This is a genomic window from Paenibacillus sp. FSL R7-0128, assembly GCF_038002245.1.
GTDB classification, from domain to species: domain Bacteria; phylum Bacillota; class Bacilli; order Paenibacillales; family Paenibacillaceae; genus Paenibacillus_AQ; species Paenibacillus_AQ silagei.
In genome coordinates, this window is record NZ_JBBOCD010000001.1 from 6,525,640 (window position 1) to 6,544,330 (window position 18,691).

At 44.9% G+C, this 18,691-nt stretch carries 14 protein-coding genes; all 14 read right to left on the reverse strand.

The features are described 5' to 3' along the window. Positions 1 to 9: 9 nt before the first annotated feature. On the reverse strand, positions 10 to 789 hold the full coding sequence (locus NST26_RS27635; RefSeq protein ID WP_340980316.1) for a peptidoglycan recognition protein family protein: 780 nt from the start codon (positions 787 to 789) through the stop codon (positions 10 to 12). Next, positions 776 to 1,123, reverse strand: coding sequence for a hypothetical protein (locus NST26_RS27640; protein ID WP_339251170.1), 348 nt, complete (start codon positions 1,121 to 1,123; stop codon positions 776 to 778). The genes NST26_RS27635 and NST26_RS27640 overlap by 14 nt, the downstream gene beginning before the upstream one ends. A 216-nt stretch (positions 1,124 to 1,339) precedes the next feature. Further along, positions 1,340 to 1,765, reverse strand: a complete 426-nt coding sequence (locus tag NST26_RS27645; RefSeq protein WP_339251172.1) for a hypothetical protein — start codon at positions 1,763 to 1,765, stop codon at positions 1,340 to 1,342. A 489-nt stretch (positions 1,766 to 2,254) separates the two neighbouring features. Beyond that, positions 2,255 to 3,040: a hypothetical protein gene (locus tag NST26_RS27650; protein WP_339251174.1), complete on the reverse strand. Its 786-nt coding sequence runs from the start codon at positions 3,038 to 3,040 to the stop codon at positions 2,255 to 2,257. A 12-nt stretch (positions 3,041 to 3,052) separates the two neighbouring features. Beyond that, positions 3,053 to 4,087 carry a hypothetical protein gene (locus tag NST26_RS27655; protein WP_340980317.1) on the reverse strand — a complete coding sequence of 345 codons (1,035 nt, stop codon included), beginning with the start codon at positions 4,085 to 4,087 and terminating at the stop codon, positions 3,053 to 3,055. A 13-nt stretch (positions 4,088 to 4,100) separates the two neighbouring features. Next, positions 4,101 to 5,093 carry a hypothetical protein gene (locus NST26_RS27660; RefSeq protein WP_340980319.1) on the reverse strand — a complete coding sequence of 331 codons (993 nt, stop codon included), beginning with the start codon at positions 5,091 to 5,093 and terminating at the stop codon, positions 4,101 to 4,103. Beyond that, positions 5,083 to 5,403 carry a hypothetical protein gene (locus NST26_RS27665; protein ID WP_339251180.1) on the reverse strand — a complete coding sequence of 107 codons (321 nt, stop codon included), beginning with the start codon at positions 5,401 to 5,403 and terminating at the stop codon, positions 5,083 to 5,085. The genes NST26_RS27660 and NST26_RS27665 overlap by 11 nt, the downstream gene beginning before the upstream one ends. Positions 5,404 to 5,411: 8 nt before the next feature. Continuing rightward, on the reverse strand, positions 5,412 to 5,801 hold the full coding sequence (locus tag NST26_RS27670; protein WP_340980320.1) for a hypothetical protein: 390 nt from the start codon (positions 5,799 to 5,801) through the stop codon (positions 5,412 to 5,414). Positions 5,802 to 6,232: 431 nt separating this feature from the next. Then, positions 6,233 to 7,045: a hypothetical protein gene (locus NST26_RS27675; protein WP_340980321.1), complete on the reverse strand. Its 813-nt coding sequence runs from the start codon at positions 7,043 to 7,045 to the stop codon at positions 6,233 to 6,235. Positions 7,046 to 7,061: 16 nt separating this feature from the next. After that, complete coding sequence (locus tag NST26_RS27680; protein ID WP_340980322.1) at positions 7,062 to 8,033, reverse strand: hypothetical protein; 972 nt, start codon at positions 8,031 to 8,033, stop codon at positions 7,062 to 7,064. Between the two features lie 12 nt (positions 8,034 to 8,045). After that, positions 8,046 to 8,741 carry a hypothetical protein gene (locus tag NST26_RS27685; RefSeq protein ID WP_340980323.1) on the reverse strand — a complete coding sequence of 232 codons (696 nt, stop codon included), beginning with the start codon at positions 8,739 to 8,741 and terminating at the stop codon, positions 8,046 to 8,048. Positions 8,742 to 8,784: 43 nt separating this feature from the next. Continuing rightward, on the reverse strand, positions 8,785 to 9,918 hold the full coding sequence (locus tag NST26_RS27690) for a hypothetical protein (protein ID WP_340980324.1): 1,134 nt from the start codon (positions 9,916 to 9,918) through the stop codon (positions 8,785 to 8,787). Between the two features lie 13 nt (positions 9,919 to 9,931). Continuing rightward, positions 9,932 to 14,470 carry a hypothetical protein gene (locus NST26_RS27695; RefSeq protein WP_340980325.1) on the reverse strand — a complete coding sequence of 1,513 codons (4,539 nt, stop codon included), beginning with the start codon at positions 14,468 to 14,470 and terminating at the stop codon, positions 9,932 to 9,934. Positions 14,471 to 14,482: 12 nt separating this feature from the next. Beyond that, entirely contained in the window at positions 14,483 to 18,670 is a 4,188-nt protein-coding gene (locus NST26_RS27700; protein WP_340980326.1) for a hypothetical protein, read from the reverse strand. Positions 18,671 to 18,691 lie beyond the last annotated feature (21 nt).

Consider the following 18,691-nt stretch of genomic DNA (forward strand, 5'->3'; position numbering starts at 1 on the left):
TTCCCCCCCTTACTTAATGCCCCTGTTTATAATTACAGTATTGATGAACAAAAGCTCGGAAGCCGTGAGTTTCTTTGCTACTGCCTTATCGATCCATGTATAGTCTGTGATGAGTTTTTTATTGTAAAGCTCTTTGAGCTGATTAATAAGTATCGTCCATTGATTAACTGACAAGTTCAAGTGTTCTTCCTCCTCAAATGTTATTGAATCTTGTAAATTATCCTGGCCTATAGAATCGCGAGTCTCCAGACGACTATGAACTCTCTGTTTAAAGCGTTCAAATTCGCTCGGGTTCTTGACCCAAGGGAGCGGGCAATCCTTCCAGCCTACAACCCCTTTATGTGTAAAGATTACTTCCGGGAATCCTTCATGCTGAATAAGATACACTACCAAATCTACAGCATTATTGAACGTATCCTCATGAATTGCCCCATCCGTCTCAATGCACATCTCGATGCCCACTGTAGAATTATTCGGGTACGAACCAAGCTTCGCTAGAGCTTCCGTAAGGTACGGCTGCTTACTGCCACAATGGTAGCCCATCTCATCAAATGGCAAGGACTGGACAATGGTTGTACGGTCGATCTGAATGTGAGCACTCGCGTAACGGTTGGTTGTCGAGTCACCAGACTTCTGATTCTTTAAACTGATAAAATAGTTGCCGATTGCCTGTGCAGAAGCTCCAGGATCAGCTGTGTAGTGCATTACAATACCCCGCTTGGCCACAAGCTTTTTCCCTGGACGTGAGAAACGGTTGACTGGTATTAGCTGCTGCTTAATCGTTAACAAAACACTCACCTCCGTCTCGTTGATTGAGGCGTTTCTCCAACTCTTCAATTCTGGCAGTCGCCTTTATATAATCCAGCTCCAGCGTTGTATACTTCTCTTTCCAATTCCGCAGCTCATCCTCAAGATGCAGGCTCCGTTCACGCCAAATTTTCATTTCATCACGCAGAGACTTAATCTCTTCTCTAAGCTCTTCCCGAATCTGTTTCTGTTCCTGGGAGAGCTGCTGGCGGTCGCTGAGCGTAAGATCCTTCCGGTTATTAAACTTAGTTACGGCTACACTCCCTAATGCTGTAACTAGCACGCCCGCCAGGGCTACTAACGCATTAACGTCCATGCCTTTGCTCCCCCACCTTCACATAGGCCCAAGAGGACAACAAGGCGTAATTGAGATAAGCGCCCCATCCAATCGAGGCCTGATTCCCAACGAATAGCAATGAGCTGATGAAAGGACAACGATGACTCAACAGGCTTACACCGGTTGACGAGTTTTCTAAGTTGCTTATGCAACGGCAACACTCCTTTGAGCTCATAGTTACAACTAGGGTAGATATTATTGCAGTTCTATAGCTTCGATGATGACACGGTAATCAGCGGCCGAACCTGAAGTATGCGTATTTTTTACAGCAATATGGATACTCTTGGTTATATCTTCATCCACGTATGGGATATCCACCAAGTCGTAAATCCCGTCTGTGGAATTGCTGGTGCTGTACTCGGTTGTGTTAACATACACTACTTGCGCCATATCATCTAATGCCGATGCCGCGCCGCGGACTAGAGTGACTTCACAGCTCGACATAGTCCCTACGGGGATTACCTTAATAGTCTTGATTAATAGCTTATCTTTTCCAGTCACAATGCTTTTCCTTTGAATGCTACCTGAAGGTATCGAATGTAATTGAAAGTCAAGAGTTACAAGCTTCATAACTTCACCTACTGTCTTCTGGTATTGCAGCATGAAAAAATTACCGTTCACATATTCAACTCCTTTTAGGCAAGTAAGCAACCGGATATTTTCGTGGCCTCTTCGTCTCCCCCCTGCCCAACCCGCTGATTGAAATACCGGTCAGTTCTCTGGAATCTTGGCGTTCTGTTTCCATAATGACGTACTGAGGTACAAACTGAGTGAAGGAACGGATACCATATCTATACCTTGTTGCTACTCCAGACCCGTGCGTCTCTGGCTGTGCTTTTGGATTGAAAATCAAACTCTGTGGAGGGATTACCTTCAATGGAATGGATCCGGTACGGCTTGGGGCACTAGAACCAGTAAGTTCAAGAGGAGGGCGGGGAATAGTGCATAGCACCTCATACTGAGGGATTGGTGCTTTATATTTCCTTTCAAGTTGTTTGGACACAACGTTCAGTCCTACAAGGTTGTGGCGCAGGTGGACTTGTCCGACTTTCTGAATTAAGGTGAAGGTTTCGATTTTAACCACCTCTTATCATAATTGCGATATAACGCCTACACGAGACGAACTGCTATCGTAGTACTTGGAAGGAAGCTGCTGCCATTCGTAGTTAGCTGGTACACCTTGTGTTCATCTCCGTTAACTGTAATCTTATCGCCTGCTGTAACCCCCGAGTAGTGTAAAGCCAGTATATCCATCAGTTCCCCTCGCGCTCCCTCATACATATTAGCGCAAATGACAGGATTACCATTATACAGAGCACCCCATCCCGGATTTAAGGGAACAATAACGCTTTGCCCCTGGTATACGTTATAGTACTGCTGAGAAGTGATGTCTCGCAGACAACGGATGCCGTTATCCCCCTGATATGAGACGCCTATTCCCTGCCCGGTTGAATTGACCTCAGCACTGTACCGTTTCATAAGTCCTGCGTAGGCAACCATGCTAACGTTATTGTTTGCGTAGGGATCTCCTTTTGTACAGAGAATTATTCGATCTTTTGTCACTGAAAGATCGTACTCACATAGCAAGGCAGTATCAACAGCAACCGAAAAGATAACAACGTTTCTCTCATATTTTACTGAACTAACCGTCCCATCTTCACCAATCAGTTCAGCTATGGTCAAGATGAGCTGATTGCCGGATGTTGCTTTAGAGTTTCCAGCATCTATTCTCACAAAGAGATTATCCGTTCCGTTAACTCCGGTAGAGGTCAATGCAAGTGTAGAGTCTGTTTCATTGACTACTGTCCACAGGGCAGCAACTTCTGCACTTTTCATGTGTGCCACGAGTGAATCATAGAGCTGATTAATTTTAACTTTCCCTGAAAAAGCAGACATGTTTAGACCTCCCTAATTGATTTTGAACAACAGCACACGTTGGCCGTTGTTTGGCAGTATGGCGGAGTCAAAAAAGCGGGGGGCGCTGTAGATCCCTTGACCAGAAGCGTTATACCAATTTACTCCGGAAGGTTTATTAATTGTCGGAGAGGAATTAACATGAACAACATAATATTCATCTTCGCCCGTAGTCATAATGGAGCCATCAGGGTATGCAGAGAGTGCCGATTGCTTTAATACAGCTGTCCGCATACCGTAGAACTCGCCACGGACGCCCTCTGTGGGGTTATATACATAAAAAGGGGAGACAAAGATTGCCCCGCCTACTCCTGGGGATGGCTGCTGAGATTGGGGCAGAAAATTATAGTAAGTGTACTTTTCTTTTGCTCTGGAGTACTTGACCAAACCACGCCCAAAATTTAGGTGGTATGAGGATACGCCTGCCATAATAACATTATGGTTGATACCTACAGGAACATGAGGAAAGTAACCGTAGAAGTCTTTAGATACTAAAGGGTCTTCTTCCTCAAATGGCTTACAGCGGCCCAGGTATAGGCGAATTGGGTAATGCCAATTGGGGTAAGTCAACGGCTCTGAAGTAATCATTACAAACTCCTTTTGAGAGATGACTACAAATTTCTGGGCACCTGCAGCACTGCTCTGATTTGCTCCAGTGTAACAGCCTAAGCCAACATCAAAGTATGCTCCGCCCCATCCTCCAAATGTAGGGGCTACTGCGGAAGCCGCTGATACCGAGTCGGTCATGCAATCTACTTTTGGTGTCGCATTTTTAAACAGACCAAACCGCATAGACGGAGGGAAGTTGTTATTGGCTGGCACGCTCAAACCTAATGTTATTACCATATCAGGATCTTTTTTGTTGGTAAGAACAATTCCACCATTAGTTATAGAATTCCCTAGTGATGTTGTAGGCAAATATTTTATGTTCCAAAAGGGATCATCTGCCATTTGGTTCGTCATTTCCTGCATGAAACTATGCAGCGCTATGGAGGGCATATCATAGCGCCGAATATTTGCCATTGGCAATTTCATCGCCTCCTCAGATTTTAAATAGCATTACACGGATTCCTGCTGGTAGTGTTACTGAATCAAAAAAATTATAGCCGTAGGTATAAATACTGCCGTTGTGCGTGGCTCCTGCAGAATAAGGGTACCAACTACCTGCCTCAATATGGCAATGAAGCACATAATACCGCGCACCGTCAATATCAATAACAGAGCCGTCAGGATAAAAATTTGTGTTTTTGAAAACAGCAGTGTTCACGTCCCAAAAGGTACCGCGTACCCCCTCTTCGGCATTCCCGATTAAGAATGGCGACATAATAACCCTTCCCCCAGGCCCTGGTGAGATAATTTGGGAGCTGCCTACAAACTCATATTCTCCGTATAACTGGTTGGAGCGATTTTTCTTAGTAACCCCACGGCTAAGCACGTAACCGTTTAGGTTGCCATACTCAACAGCCGAATTACCGGTTAAACCTAACGGAAGGTAACCAAAGATTCCAAAGAACTCCTTCCCATATACAGAGTCTTCTTCCTCAAACGCCTTACAACGGCCTAAATACAAACGCACAGGGTAATCAGTGTCAGTATAAGTAATTGGTGTAGTCATTATAAACACATACTCTTTATGCGTGATAACAGTCATCTGAGAAGCCGCATTTGCATTACTTGTTTTAGCGGGATATCCATTGTTATAACTTTGAAGCGGCAAATCGTAGGCCGTGGTTTTTGTGCTATCGGAGTAACAGTCTAATACAGGCGTGGTGCCTTGCTTCTTCAATCCAAAACGTAAAACAGCACCATAACTTGCGTTCCAATCTACCCCTACCATAAACTCCATGTAAGGGTCTTCCTTATTTGTTAGTTTAATAACACCGTTGGTTGCTCCATTAATTCCATTTGTGGGGGTTAATGTGACAACTGTCCAAAAAGGATCATTTACGAGCAGATTCCCCAGCTGAGTAACGAAGGATATGCGGGCATAGCTGGGAAGTGAATAACGCCGGATTGCTCCTAAATCATAGGCCATTTTGTCCCTCCTTATAGCTTTTAGTAATATCCACGGCAGTTAAGTTCCCTTCTGCATCATATTGAAATGTTTTCACCACAGTAATCCCTCCCTTAATTACTGTTTCGATCTGGAGTAGATTGTCCACATTATAGGTATATTCCGTCCTCTTCAGTGTGCTACGGGGGGTTAGCTTATCAAAGACAGTCTCCGTTGATATGTTTTTGCCTTCATACTCATACTCCACGCTTACATCTATCATTTCCGCCAGGTATGCCAGGCTTGCCTGAAGAGTGCTTAATGTCCCTCCGTTCAGTAATGAAATCATCATAGTGCCTCCTATCGGACCGTTAAGGCCATAATTTTCGCTTTGAACGTCGTAGTTAGCGCACCAGTATTTTTAATCCTGCAGTGCAGTTTGGAAGTCCCGTCACCATCAATGTATATCATATCGATATTGTCGTAGATCCCTTCCTCTGCACTACCAGTACTGAAGGTAGTATCATTTTTGTAGAGTTTCTCTGCAATACTGGTATCTGCATTGCTAAGAATGCTCAACTCCACATCACAAGCGTTTAGCTGAGGAACTACTCTTACTGTCTTAATATTCAAGTTTCGGGTATTAAACGGGGTGGATATTACTTGTTCCTCACCGCTCAGTAATCTTGCCTCAAACTCGACAGTGATGGGCTTGTTATCATACGTCAGCATCATCCACGCCTCATTCATTTATTCACCCCCTTTATGAGAGGAATATGTGGATTAGGGAAATCCCTGTATCTTTTTGGTTTAGAAGAACCTCCTTGGAGAATTCCTTGAAGATTAGGTCTTTGGATAGCACTGTACATTAAGGGAGGGGAATACAGAGGAATTACCGGTTGGATTATACTAGCGGCTCTTTCGGTCAGCCCCCTAGGGGTACCACTGGTGGTGAGCGAGACTGGATTCTGAATTAAAAGAGGATAATGTAGAGAAATTGATGTCTGAATTATATTAGATACTCGTCCGATCAGACTATGAGGAGTGCCCTTCGTGATAATTGGAATTGCAAATTGATTAATCGACGGGGATTGATGAGAGATTGCACGGGCATAGATGCGTATTCCAGAGAGAGGAGGAGTTACGCTGCCCTCTAATGAGGCCATAATTTCTCAGCTCCTTTATCCCATATATACGGCCACTTTCGTGCCTGTAAAATTATTAAACTGAGTTAATGAAGTTGTTTGAGGGCTGAGAGAATAGACGGTATATGCCTTTCCTCCCACATTTATAATGTCCCCTAGATTCACACCAACAGGAGGTACGTGATAAATATCAGGTAGTTCTCCGCGCGCGCCCTCTACTGCGTTTGCAAGTACCTGCGGGTAAACATTATAAGCACCGGCAGGACCGGGATTTGTGGGCACAAGAGTGGAATACGCTTTGTATAACGAACTCGCTGTGCCACCGGATACATCCTTAACTGCACGGAATCCATCTTCATTAGATCGGTAGCTTAGACCGATGGAGAACGCATTAGCTGCCGGGGTCCCTGTACTGTATTGATTAATAAGTCCAATAAAAGCCATATTAGATACTCCTGTTGTCGAATTAACATCACCGGATACCCAGAGAACAATCCGGTCTACAAGAACGGACATGTGATAATCTATGAGTCCATTTGTATCCACGTTATTGCTATGGAATGTAAAAACCCGGCTAATTGCAATCGAAGGGGGAGGAATACTACCGTCTGTTGTTGACATGTTGTCTGATATCGTGATTTTAATCGAATTTCCAGTAGCATTCTTGCTGGTATCAGGCTCCAGCTTCAGGAACATCTTCTCCGAGCCTGAAGAACCTGCTGACTTCACAACCAGCATGGACGTACTCTCAAACACCACGCTCCAGGAATCATCATTAATGCTCTTCAGGTTTGTCACCAAAAAACCAAATAGCTGATTAATTTTAATCTTATTACTGAAAAAAGCCATATCCTTCTGTCCTCCTTTATATTTTGAAAAGCAGCGCCCGCTGTGGCTTGTCCCCACCACCTGAGTTGCGTAAAACAGAAGTATCGAAAAAGTACCATCTTCCATATATCTGACTGTTGCCTCCTGGAGCAGTTATGTTATACGACTGTGGGGCTAATTGATCAACGACATGGAATACGTAATACTTATCATTCCCTACTGAAAGAACTGAGCCGTCAGGGTAAGCACTTCCATCCTTAAAGCATACAACGTATATATCCCAAAATTCTCCACGAACCCCTTCAGTGTTCTCATAGACATAAAATGGTGAGATGAAAAATTTCCCGCTTACAGCTGGGGATACTAACTGGCTGCTGGTGCAAAAATTATACACAACATTTTTAGTTCCATTTCTTGATTTTTTGACAAAGCCCTGCCCAACGTTTTTAGCACTAACCGAATAAGAATTTTGATCATACTCGTTATAGCCTGCAGGGAAATGAGTAAAGAGCCCTACAAAATCCTTTGCTATTAACGGGTCTTCATTTTCATATGCTATTAGCCTCCCCATATACAAACGCAAGGGGTAAACAATGGATATGCTTTCCGCCTCTCCGTTTATATACACAAAGTTACTCGTAGTAAATACAGTCAATTGTTTGTAGTAGAAATCACCGGTCCCTGACGTATTTAATGGCGTAACGGCGTTATTATAACCGTAAGAATAGTCCCTCCCAACGTCAGCAATGATATTCCCGGCATCTGTTTCGTAAAATCCCGCCTGTATGAAGTGATTATTCTGTGTGTTAATATTCAACATAAAATATAGTGTAGGGTCTGTCTTATTTTTAAAAATCATGCTCCCTCTGTTTATATTGTTAAAAGGTTTAGGTATCACGGTAGAGTATGCAACCACCCAGTTTGGATCATCTACCAGGGCAGTTGCAATGCTCGAGGCCAAAGAAAACACATTAACGCGACCTAAATCATACCTATTTGGTGCTGCCATCTACTTCACTCCCTATAGTTTCCTTGATGTTACCTTCACCACATTGAATTGATTATCATATTGGAAGGTCCTTTTTACAGTCCCCGTCCCCGTCGAAACCTTCTCAGTAGCTACGTAGCCATTAATGTATGTGTAAGCAACTTCCTTCAGTAGAACAGGTACTTCATCTGTGCTGTATGTTCGTTCTGCCTTTATGGAATTGTCAGAGTTGTACTCATACTCAATATTTGCGTCAGCCACTTCTGAAGGCGCATTTGTATCTTCACCGCTTACCCCTAAGCAGATAAAGGTTATCCTCTGATTAGCAGGAATGCTCTCGTTAAATCGGATCTTAGTACTGCTGATTTCTTGATAATCCTCTTTTGAGGACATTAAGATACCTTCTGCAAAAACAAGTAAAGAATTATTCCCAACAGTAAACTCCTGGATTGTGAAATCTGTTTGAGGGGAGCTTCGACTCCCAGGGGCTGATTCAAAACGGTACTTTAATCCGCCACTCCCCCCTTTTCCTCCATCCCCTCCGCCCCCGGTCGCGTTTTTTTGGATATACGACAGCCGGGCATCCAGATCAATAAAATCTTTACGGGCAGCGTCCAGTTCCAAAAGGGCAGAATCGATTTCCTCATGCGTGTAAATACCTTTATTCAGGAGCTCATTATGATCCGTAACTTTAATGTTTATTCCCGTACGTTTTAGCCGAACGGCCAACGAATTCACCCCCACTTGCCCGTTTCTATGAAATAGACTTAACTTATTTAATGTAGTTCGAGACCATATTTATCCCGAACTGAACATCCGATATCCCAGATGAGGCCATCGCGTCCGTGATACGATATATCCGTAGCCAGAAGGGGGTTGCAGTCCCGGCTGCAATTGTTGGGTAGTCAAGAACGGCGTACTTTACAGCCGGCTGGCCATTAATATCCCGATATAGATCCGCTAGTTTCAGATCAGCGGTGGTACCCTTGGACCAAGTTAGATTAATTTTTATATTTTTTATGGTTCCACTAGCCATATTGTTACGAATCAGAATTCGGAAATCCTTATAATCCTGCCCCATAGATTGCACGTAACCCAAAAACCTCTCCATATTCTCCATTAAGGGAACCTCTTCCCCCGCATCATCCACAAGGTATAAATCGGCGTTAGGTTCGAAATGATATTCATCTCCGCCCCATATCTCTAGGTTTTCCACGCTACTAAACACATTATTTTCTGGAAGCCTTACAACAAAGTTCCCTGTGAAGGGAAGGCTAATTCCTGACACATCCAGATCCAGTTCCGATAACCCCTTCCGGCATATACCAGAAGAGACAATGGAACTTCCTTGCCATAAATCCACCTGGCTTCCTTCTACTAAGCCGGTGATCTTCACCTTGGTGGAGCGAAAAATCCGCACCTCTTGCACAAGCATATCTACCATGCCAGTAAGAAACACTCCCACCTTCGGTGCTGTAATATCAAACTGCTCTGCCCCTTCAAAATTCCACAGCGTACCAGTGTCCGACCATAATGCGCTGTAGGCATTATAACTGCGGATCATACGTATCCATGGGTATGTTTTGGTCCCCCCTTCCGATTCGTCGCAATACTCTTCCATATCCAGACGATCCGCATCTCTGCCGAATATAGTAAGCCCTCCCCTGTCTCCTGAGATAGACGGGGTATACTCATTTTTCAGGTCGAATACGAATTCATTTTCCGCTGTAAGCTGGGGAAAGAACAAAAACAGCGGTGCTGCTTCTGACTTTAACCGTAGCCCCCCTCCTGTTAATTCATAGCTTGCCGGGTCGTGCGGTATCAGCTCCCAGCTACCATCCAGGGCTGTAGCATCAAACTTATCTTGATAGATCAGCCCGCTTTTCTTCAGCGTGACAACTCCCAAAGCAAGAACCCCCTTACGTGAACAGCCATATTTTCCTGCCTATTGAACAAGCTTTTGGTCTGTCCCGCCATAATTTCAGCAGACACTTTATGAGCTCTTCAACACATTTGTCCCCGCCGCCTTTTTCGCAGTAAGGCGTAACACGCACCTTGTCACAAATCCAGTTCTTCAATTGCAGGAGATCGATATCACAGTAGTCCCAGCTGTAACCGCTCCCGAGCTCTGTGAACACCCATTTAAATTCATGAGCTCCCTTGGGGACGGGGTATGAGACATCATAAAAGCCTCCCGGGTCTGTATATATGCCGACAAGTGTGTTGTCGATAAAGAACTCCAACTTAGCCTGGAACGGATCAGGAACAAAAACCCAATTCTCGTAGGCTGTAAAATCAACCAGCTTGAAGGTTGTCATATAGGGTTTCCCTGTTATAGCACTGATTTGACCGCCCTGCTCTGTCTCAACCTCAACCCTATACTTAGAGTAGGGAGAAAAGGGTAATTTACTAACAAGGAATGAGTTTAGCCCTCCACCAGCGTAAAGAGTACTATATACCATAGAACCTGCTTCGTTATATACTCTGACGTGCATCTTACTGGTATAGCAACCGCCCATCCAGATCGGTTTTTGGTTAGTGGCCCGGAAACCTGTAATTCGCGCATAAGATGGAATAATAATACTTTTATCAATCAGTTTATACTTCCCTTTGTATAGAGAAGCCCTATCTCCGCTGCATCCGGCCAAGAAACGCATCGTGACTCCATAAGTCCGGGCTGTTTCAGTATCATTATTTAAATTCACAGTCACTTTCTGCTGCCCTGGTGAACTGTAAACATGCTGGGAAATAAGATTCCCCCCACTTGTGACTACTACATCAAGCCCGGTACCTGGGCAAACAGTAAGGTTGGACTGATGGAGTTTGATAGCATCAATCCAGCAGTACGAATCATCTGTGGGGAGTGTATATGGCGGATTGGTTGTGGGCGATGGGTAAGGGCTGTTGCCTGGAATATAGTAATTCCCGTTCTTATCCCGGCAATACGGAGACCAGGTTTCGAAGAACTGCCCGGAACTAAGTTGCATGCTCCCCCCTTTGCCGTATAGACCTCCCTTTGTTCCATTCCCCTTTAGCAAAGTATATTTCACCTGGTAAGCATGCCCTGGCTGAAAATCATCAAAGAAAACTTGCACAGTTCGGCTTGTAGCACCTGCTGTTTCGTAAGTTTGTGATTTCACCAAAGACCCGTTTGAGATATCAATAAGTTCAACCTTCACCTTTGTATTATCCACACTATTTGGTATTGTTGTGGGAGCAGTTGAAACCTTAAGGTTAACATTTTTGAATGCAGCATAATATGGATAATTGTTAATATCCTTGTCATAGTCATGGATGGCATCAAACATTTTTAAATAGATATAGTAATTGCCCGGGGGAACGCTTTTCTTAATGGGTGGAATGGATAGTGCATCATTCCAGCTAGTAATATTCTGATAGTAATCAATTGCCCCTATATTCTCCAACTGCTGAAAAACCTGGTTTTCCTTTGTAGCAACTCCAGTAGCAGGAACAATGTGTACACTGAATTCTCCTCGATGATCTGTGTCACGCCCCGATTTGTTTCTGGTATCAGGTGTTAGTAGAACTCCTGTCGAATCGACCAGATATGACAATAAATCAAAAGTTATACTCACCCAACCATGGGTGTAGAAGGTGTCAGTTTTCCACCCTGAACCATTCCCTGGTTTAACCCCTGTAATATTTAAGCAGTAATATCCTTTACCTGCAAACAGGTCTTTGTTTTCAGTTGAAATCCCAATAGAAAGCTGCTTTGTCTGGCTTGGAATTGGGATATCTTTTCCAGACTGAATAATTAGTGTTTCAGAGAAGTCCATTTTCGCAAAGCTGTTAAAAGATAGATTTCGCGTAATAGTTGCTCCATCGTTGCCTGTTGCCTGCTGCATTGAAGAGGTATTGAAATTCGTTCCTCCGCTGCGCATCCGTGAGTGCCGGTCTGTCAATAAAGTCCAATCACTTTGGCCGTATACAACAGGCTGGCTAAAGGAGCCCGCAGGATAGCAAACCTCACCTGTATCAGGCGCCACCGCTCCTTCTCCAGGCTCGGTATATGTTGTACCACCAAGGTCTTTGTATATCCATTTGTACACATGTGTCCCTGCGTTGACGGGAACCTTCACAGTTGTTCCTGTAGCACTACTTGTAGTCTGAGCATCGGCCCAAACTACAGCTCCATTAATAGTAAGGGCTAGACTTTCTTTCGCCCCAAACTTCCCCCCGTACTCAAACTCAAGAAACCCATCATTTGATAGAGTGACCCCGGAAAGTGTAATAGTGTTAGTTGAGTTATCCTTCCCAATAACTGCGTATACTCCATCCCCGGTAGCAGGAGGAGAAAACCAGGTGAGAATATCTTTCCACACCCAATTTGAGGTCATATTTATATGAGGGTCATAACTGCCGTTAGTTTTGTTAAACACCTCTTCAAAAATAACTTTGCTGGTACTCTCGTTGACTGGGGCAGTTAGTTGAAGCATCTCTTCTAGATTTAAAGAAGCCCCTGGGTTCAGAGTAACCGTGTAGTTGATTGGGTTTCCGTTCTGACTTGTTGTAGTTCCTGCGTTGCTCATATCCCAGTCTCGCGTGACCGTAAATCCACTTCCAAAGGGTCCCGTTTTGGTAAAGGAATCCCCTTGTGTTGCTGATCCGTAGCTGAAGTCAGACTCTGTAACAGCTGTAATCCTTTCTTCTGTATAGGTGTCTGTAATTCGAAAAGAAATAAAATGCTGTCCTTGTTTTAGGGGAATGTAAATATTTTGTCCTGAGTTCATCTCCCCAGATTCAAACACAACCTCTTCATCAACAAGAACCTCAAACCGTTCTGAAGGCCGAAGCGAATGATCGAAACTGAATTCAAACCAGCCGTCATCTTGCAAGTACAGAACTGTCTGCAGTGAACCGCTTCCTTCAGTGGGGTTGTCCATAAGATATGTGCTGCCGTCTATTTTCTGCCAGTGAAGATTACCACTCTGACTCCAGTTTGCGTTTTCTATGGTCTGGATCATGGAGTCCTCATAATGGTCTATTTCTAGTGGAGGGCATATCATCTCGACTGTCCCACGTGCATCTACGGTGCAGTTCCCTCCAACCACTATGGAATAAGTGATTTTTGCTTTATTTCCTTGCGTGCTGGAGCTGTTCCCATTCAGTGCCCATGACTGGTCGTGGGTTGCTGAAACGGAACTTCCACGCTTCCCCTGGCCATATTGAGAATGGTCTGTGAGGTTGTCGGAAAACATCCAGTAATTCTCACTCTCTACAGCAGGCTGAGCGGTGCCCATCCTGTAAGCAAAGTGAACAGTCCCGTCACATTCATTGTCCAGGCGGTAAAGAAAGGTTCGTGCCCTGTTTTCATTAGTCACCACTCCGTTAAAGTGGGTCTTCACCACACTGCTCTTTGAGTGGGTAATCCATTCAAAACCAGGGACACCATACGCAGCGGAGCCCATAGTGTCATAATCAGGAGGGGTATCGCCGCCCAGGCTACGGATCACTTCGATACACTTAACATCTTTGATATAGACTGCATTCTGTCCAAACTGATCTCCTACTTGTTTTCGTATTAACCAGTCAAACTTATACGTTTGTCCAGGCGCCACATTAAATCTCACCTCCTTCCACCCGGCTTCCCCAGACCATTCTCCGCCTACCTGATTATTATTGATAAAGAAATTAAGACCGTTTCCGCTCGCTGCACTGGCCCAGTATTTAAAGGAGATGTACCCCATGCGCTTCCAGCGCCAGTTAAACGTAATCTTTGAAGAGTTGCCAGGGAGCAGCTGAGAAAGCGCTAGCTTCATAATATTTTCGTTCCCGCTGCTCTCACTATCCCCCACCGAATGAACGATCTCCCACTCCTGATCCTCTACGGATGAAACATACCGAAACAATCCATGAAAATCATCCGATTTTGGAAGTGCTGTCATATCAAACAGTGTACGTTTCACATCATTTCCATCAAAGTGATTATAATAGTCCGCATTGAATGGAAAATAAAAAGGGGCCGGACAAAGAGGAAGTGTCACATTATGAGCAAGTTCGGGGTCTTGCGCTTCTTCTAGAATATGTCGGATGCAATCCTTAATTAATAAGAGGGCCCGCTGGTAATCACTCCGGTTGGGGTCAACCTGCTGCTTTACCCACCACTCCAAACGTTTGTGCATATTCCAAAGCGCTTCACGGCAGCGAACGTTAGAGTACCAAGTCTTATCCCGAAGATATTGCTCAATAATCTGATCTATAACAGATTCAAGGGAATCCAGATTTATTGTTTGCCAGCGGCCTATTCGACCTTTTCCAGGATCACCAAGAGCCGGATTCACATCCCCCGGTTCACGCTGGCCTATCCTAGGTCTATTCGGACTAGCCGGATTCTCGGGATGATTGGGATCAGTGATATTGTTCACCAGCGATGCCTTCATTCGCCCGAAGACTACATTACCTTGAGCTTTTGTAAAAATACCAAATGTCGATTTCAAATACCCGCACCTCTAATCTGTAAAGTCATATTGGAGCCTTCCGCTCACGGACAGCTTGATACGTGATCCTTCAACGGAAACCTGAAGCTTGTACCACTTATTCCGTTCCCAGGCAAACGAGTTCATGGGTGCTCCTAGCTGTAGCTGTTGGCCGTCCACTACTTTATAGAGCTGCATAGGACGACTCATACCTAGCGTTCCTCCTACATCTCCCCCATGGATTACGAACATGTAATAATTCTGAGGGTTGGTGTACCGGAACAAAATTCCGGCTGCATTATCTCCTTCTTCTGAATCGACCCGAAAGTCTGCCTCAAACATATAATCTTCGTGAGAAAAATCATTCCGGTATAATCCTGTGATAGTATCTAGTCGCTGTTCGCATTTGAATAATCCTTGATTCGGTTCTCTGCTCCAAGCCGTTGTCGGCTGGTTATCAAATCGAATCCATTCATCCTGTCCGAGTTCCAGCGTGTCTAGATCCTTCACCCAAGGATAATAAGGATTGGCAGGATCATGAGGATCGTAATCTTCTGGCACTCCATAGCCGCCTGTCCAATCTTCAGGATCCATGCCGTTCTCTAATACGCCATTACTGTAGTCATATACAAGCCCTTGTCCTTCAGTCTGGATAGCCTCCATAAAGGCCTGCTTAATTCTCTCAGTAACTGTCAGGTCTTGATTAAAAGTGCTGTCTTTCAGTCTCTTCACTGCCGACAGGTACTCTTCAAGAACAGCCTCCGCAAGCTCCTTCGTTCCGGCAATTTCCACCAACAGTTCGGTATAATGTTCCCGCTTGTCCGCGATAACTACATCGTGATTAATGGCTGGAAAAGGTTCCATCCTACCGACAATATCCTCTAGCAATTCTGCAGCATCCGATGGCTTATTTGCAAACATATGCTCCTCCAGAAATGCCTGGTGAAACACTAGACGTGCATACCCCAACAGGCTGTCATTAAGGATGCTGTCATGCTTACTAAACCGAACTGCCTCGTAATACATCTCTGCTATAAATCCTGCCCGATCCTGGTGCTCCCCAAAGATGTAGCCTGATGCGAGATAGCTGAGACGCTCCTGAAGTTCAGCTAAGCTGGACTCTTCTGTATCAGCATCTCTTGAAACTTGACCTCCTGTCCCCCCCTCACCAGTGTGCATGGAAGAACGTTCTTTTTGCTTGCCTAGCTTTTCTTCCCCTAATTGTGTGACTTGGCGATTAACTTGCTGTCCGAGTTTTCCTTCTTCTAAGTGCAGCACAGGTCGCTCGTCTTGCTTAGCAAGGAGGGATTCAGGTGCACTTAGAGCAGAACGAATATCTGGTCTTATTCCCTCCAATTCCGCGCCTGTCACTGAGGGTTTAGTAAAACGATCCATCTCTGTATCATCCAATATATTACCTTGGCGATTAGGTTCAGTTCCCTGTACCCCTACCTCGTAGTGAGAAATTCGTTCGTCTACACTGCCCAGATTGAATTCACTTATTTCAGAAGGTTTCCGAGGTTTACCTGAGGTCTTCCCCTCTTCAACGTGAGTGAGACGTCCGGTCTGTCTCCCTTGGGTGTGGCTTCCTAAATAAGAAGGATCCGGTTCAAAATACCCAAAAGGATTTTCAACATGGATGACTGCTGGACGCAGCAGCATATCATTTGCTTCCAGTCCTTCTTCTAAATAGGAAGGAATTTGATTTTTGACTAATTGTCGGACTTCCTCCACATGACTGTATTTGGGAGCCTGGGATGCCCATTCTTCTTCTCTGAATTCTGCTGCCTCACGTAAGATCTCCCGATCAGCAAATTTCACATTAAAGACCAAAAGTCCGCTATATGCTTGGTCATTAGCAAATACAACTTTAGATTCAATGAGAGCTTCAATCCGCCCTCGGGCACCCACTAAGAAGTCAGAGGACATCAACTCAGCCGCTCTTTCCTTATTGGCCCATCGAATAGCATATTCAAGTAAGGAGTGACCATTATGCGATCGATCCGCAAAAATCATTGGGTCAAGAAAATCAGAGAAAAACCCTTTCCAAGCGTAAATAACATCCAGAATAGTACCCATAAGTTTCCGGTCTACAACACCTATGTCCAAATCCTCAGGCAGCATTCCCCATTTATTTTCTTGGGCGTTTTCACTGAAAAGGCGCTCCAGTTCCTCAACTATATTGGATGCCCGGGGTATTGTAATCCCGTTGGCATAGGTAGGTTCATCCGTTAACTCGGCAAGAGGAATTCCGCCTTGCCGTACCTTTGCTCCCTCTGCGCCGCTTGGAACATAGAGGTCCTTTGCTTTCTTGAAACTGCCTAACGCGTCTGATAAATGATAGACCGGAACAGTTGCATCTCGTGCTCCCAGTATAGTCTGAGACAGTAATGTATTTTTCTGCAGGTTCTTACTGCTGAAAATTGTTCTGAAGATCTCTGTATTTCGTTCTGTATTGTTTGAGGCTGATTTTATGTGTAGTAGCCGGGTGACCAGCCAATCCGGACGGTAGGCTGCTCCAATTTCCCGTGGGAGGTAGACCTGCAATGGATTTCGGTAAGCCCGTCCAAATTCCTGCATTACCTGAATTACCACTTTACGAGTAATTTCTGCTTTTTCGGAATGGGTTAAGTATGCCAAGAGATTGGCACTCCTAACTGCCATTCCCACTTCATGCCGGTGTAAGCGACCGTCCCAGCTACGGGCACCTGCAGATCTTTCTTCTAGAACACGGGCGGTTCGGTGAATCCCCCTAGATCCCAAGGTATCTATACCCAACTCCATGATTTTATCGATTTTCCGCTTTGCTGAAGACGGGATAAGCACACTGGAACTATTCAGAACGTCACGGGCTGCCTGTCGTATCCGATAGATATCAGTTAAAAAGTCCGTGAATCGCCAGGCTGCAGCCGTTTTATTTGTATCCATTTGGCGTTCCCCGTTACGGTACCCACTTAAATTGACAGCATCCCGGATGGTAAGAAAATCCTTCCTCCGCACGGACTGAATTTCCTTTGTCAGATGTGTTTTATACTGTCTAGTCTTTATCTCGGCCCACTTATACTCTAGAGGAACAATAGCCTCATTGATTGCGTCATCTCTTAGAGCAGAAACTAGATTCGGTACCTGAATAGTGGGATGGTTGTCTCCAACACGTGTAGCCCTAATTCTGTAATAGTCCACTTTGGTAGGTGAATTATCCTTACGCTGGCCTGCGGTGTGACTGGGGACTACTGAGACGGCATCCCAGGTAAGTAGACGCTTGGCTTCTTCTCGATCATTAAGTACATCGCCTAACCAATTAAAAATACGATGTCCTGTTGAGTAATTACTACTAACCTCGCCCTCCCAATTAAAAGTCCTGTGACCCAAGAGCCGCTCCGTGTTCACCCGCAGATCAAAAAGACTGAGACGGTGACCTGCTCCCCTCTTCTGCATAACCGTTCCTGCTGAGCTAAAGGGACGGAAACCTGCTTCATTCTGCAAATCAATTAATAGGTCCTGCTTATCTACACGAAAGCCCAGGTCCTTCATCTGCAATTTATGAACACCTGAGGCTGAAATCCGGTTCGAGATAAAAATATTTCGTAACACATTAAAATCCCAATCAATTGGGCGTTCTGCCTGGAACCCATCCGCTTCGGTTATACTTTCAGACTCTTTAGGTTTTATTGCAGCAGGCAGAACATCATCGAAAAAATTACTTTCTCTCTCTTTAATTTGGCCCAGGACATCGAGCAGCACGTAACCCTCCCGGCTACGCTCACTGATTCTGGCCTCCAGGGATTCACTATGGATGGACCGGCGGCTATTTTCATCCTGCTCTGCCATTGCTAAATCTGTAGGTACCCCTAGCCGCTCCCGGCTCTGAACTTGCATCGTTTGAAGGTTGGCAGAAAAACGCGGGTCTTGTTCAGCCAGAGCTATGCTAAATACCTCTGCTGAACGAATCGGCTCCTGTTCTAAAATAACGATGCCGCTCTCCATTGCAGCCATATCTTCCCGAATGGCTTGTGAAATCTGCTGATGCAGCGCTGCTGGGACCTCTTTTCGAGTCGTAACGAGGAAATCCAGCATAAGCACACTGCTATACCTTCCAAACGGAATGTAGACTAAAAAATAGGACTTGGCGGATGGCCGTAACGTAGTGACTTTTAAGAGATATCCTGTCTGAGACACTGCATAATCAGACACTTTGAAATTAAATTGTTGACCGGGCATAAGAGAATCCTCCGTCCTAAG

Excerpts from the sequence above, each read along its gene's own strand:
- NST26_RS27640 (WP_339251170.1), bottom strand. The coding sequence starts at position 1,123 with ATGGACGTTAATGCGTTAGTAGCCCTGGCGGGCGTGCTAGTTACAGCA.
- NST26_RS27650 (WP_339251174.1), bottom strand. The coding sequence starts at position 3,040 with ATGTCTGCTTTTTCAGGGAAAGTTAAAATTAATCAGCTCTATGATTCA.
- NST26_RS27660 (WP_340980319.1), bottom strand. The coding sequence starts at position 5,093 with ATGGCCTATGATTTAGGAGCAATCCGGCGTTATTCACTTCCCAGCTAT.
- NST26_RS27665 (WP_339251180.1), bottom strand. The coding sequence starts at position 5,403 with ATGATGATTTCATTACTGAACGGAGGGACATTAAGCACTCTTCAGGCA.
- NST26_RS27670 (WP_340980320.1), bottom strand. The coding sequence starts at position 5,801 with ATGAATGAGGCGTGGATGATGCTGACGTATGATAACAAGCCCATCACT.
- NST26_RS27675 (WP_340980321.1), bottom strand. The coding sequence starts at position 7,045 with ATGGCTTTTTTCAGTAATAAGATTAAAATTAATCAGCTATTTGGTTTT.
- NST26_RS27680 (WP_340980322.1), bottom strand. The coding sequence starts at position 8,033 with ATGGCAGCACCAAATAGGTATGATTTAGGTCGCGTTAATGTGTTTTCT.
- NST26_RS27700 (WP_340980326.1), bottom strand. The coding sequence starts at position 18,670 with ATGCCCGGTCAACAATTTAATTTCAAAGTGTCTGATTATGCAGTGTCT.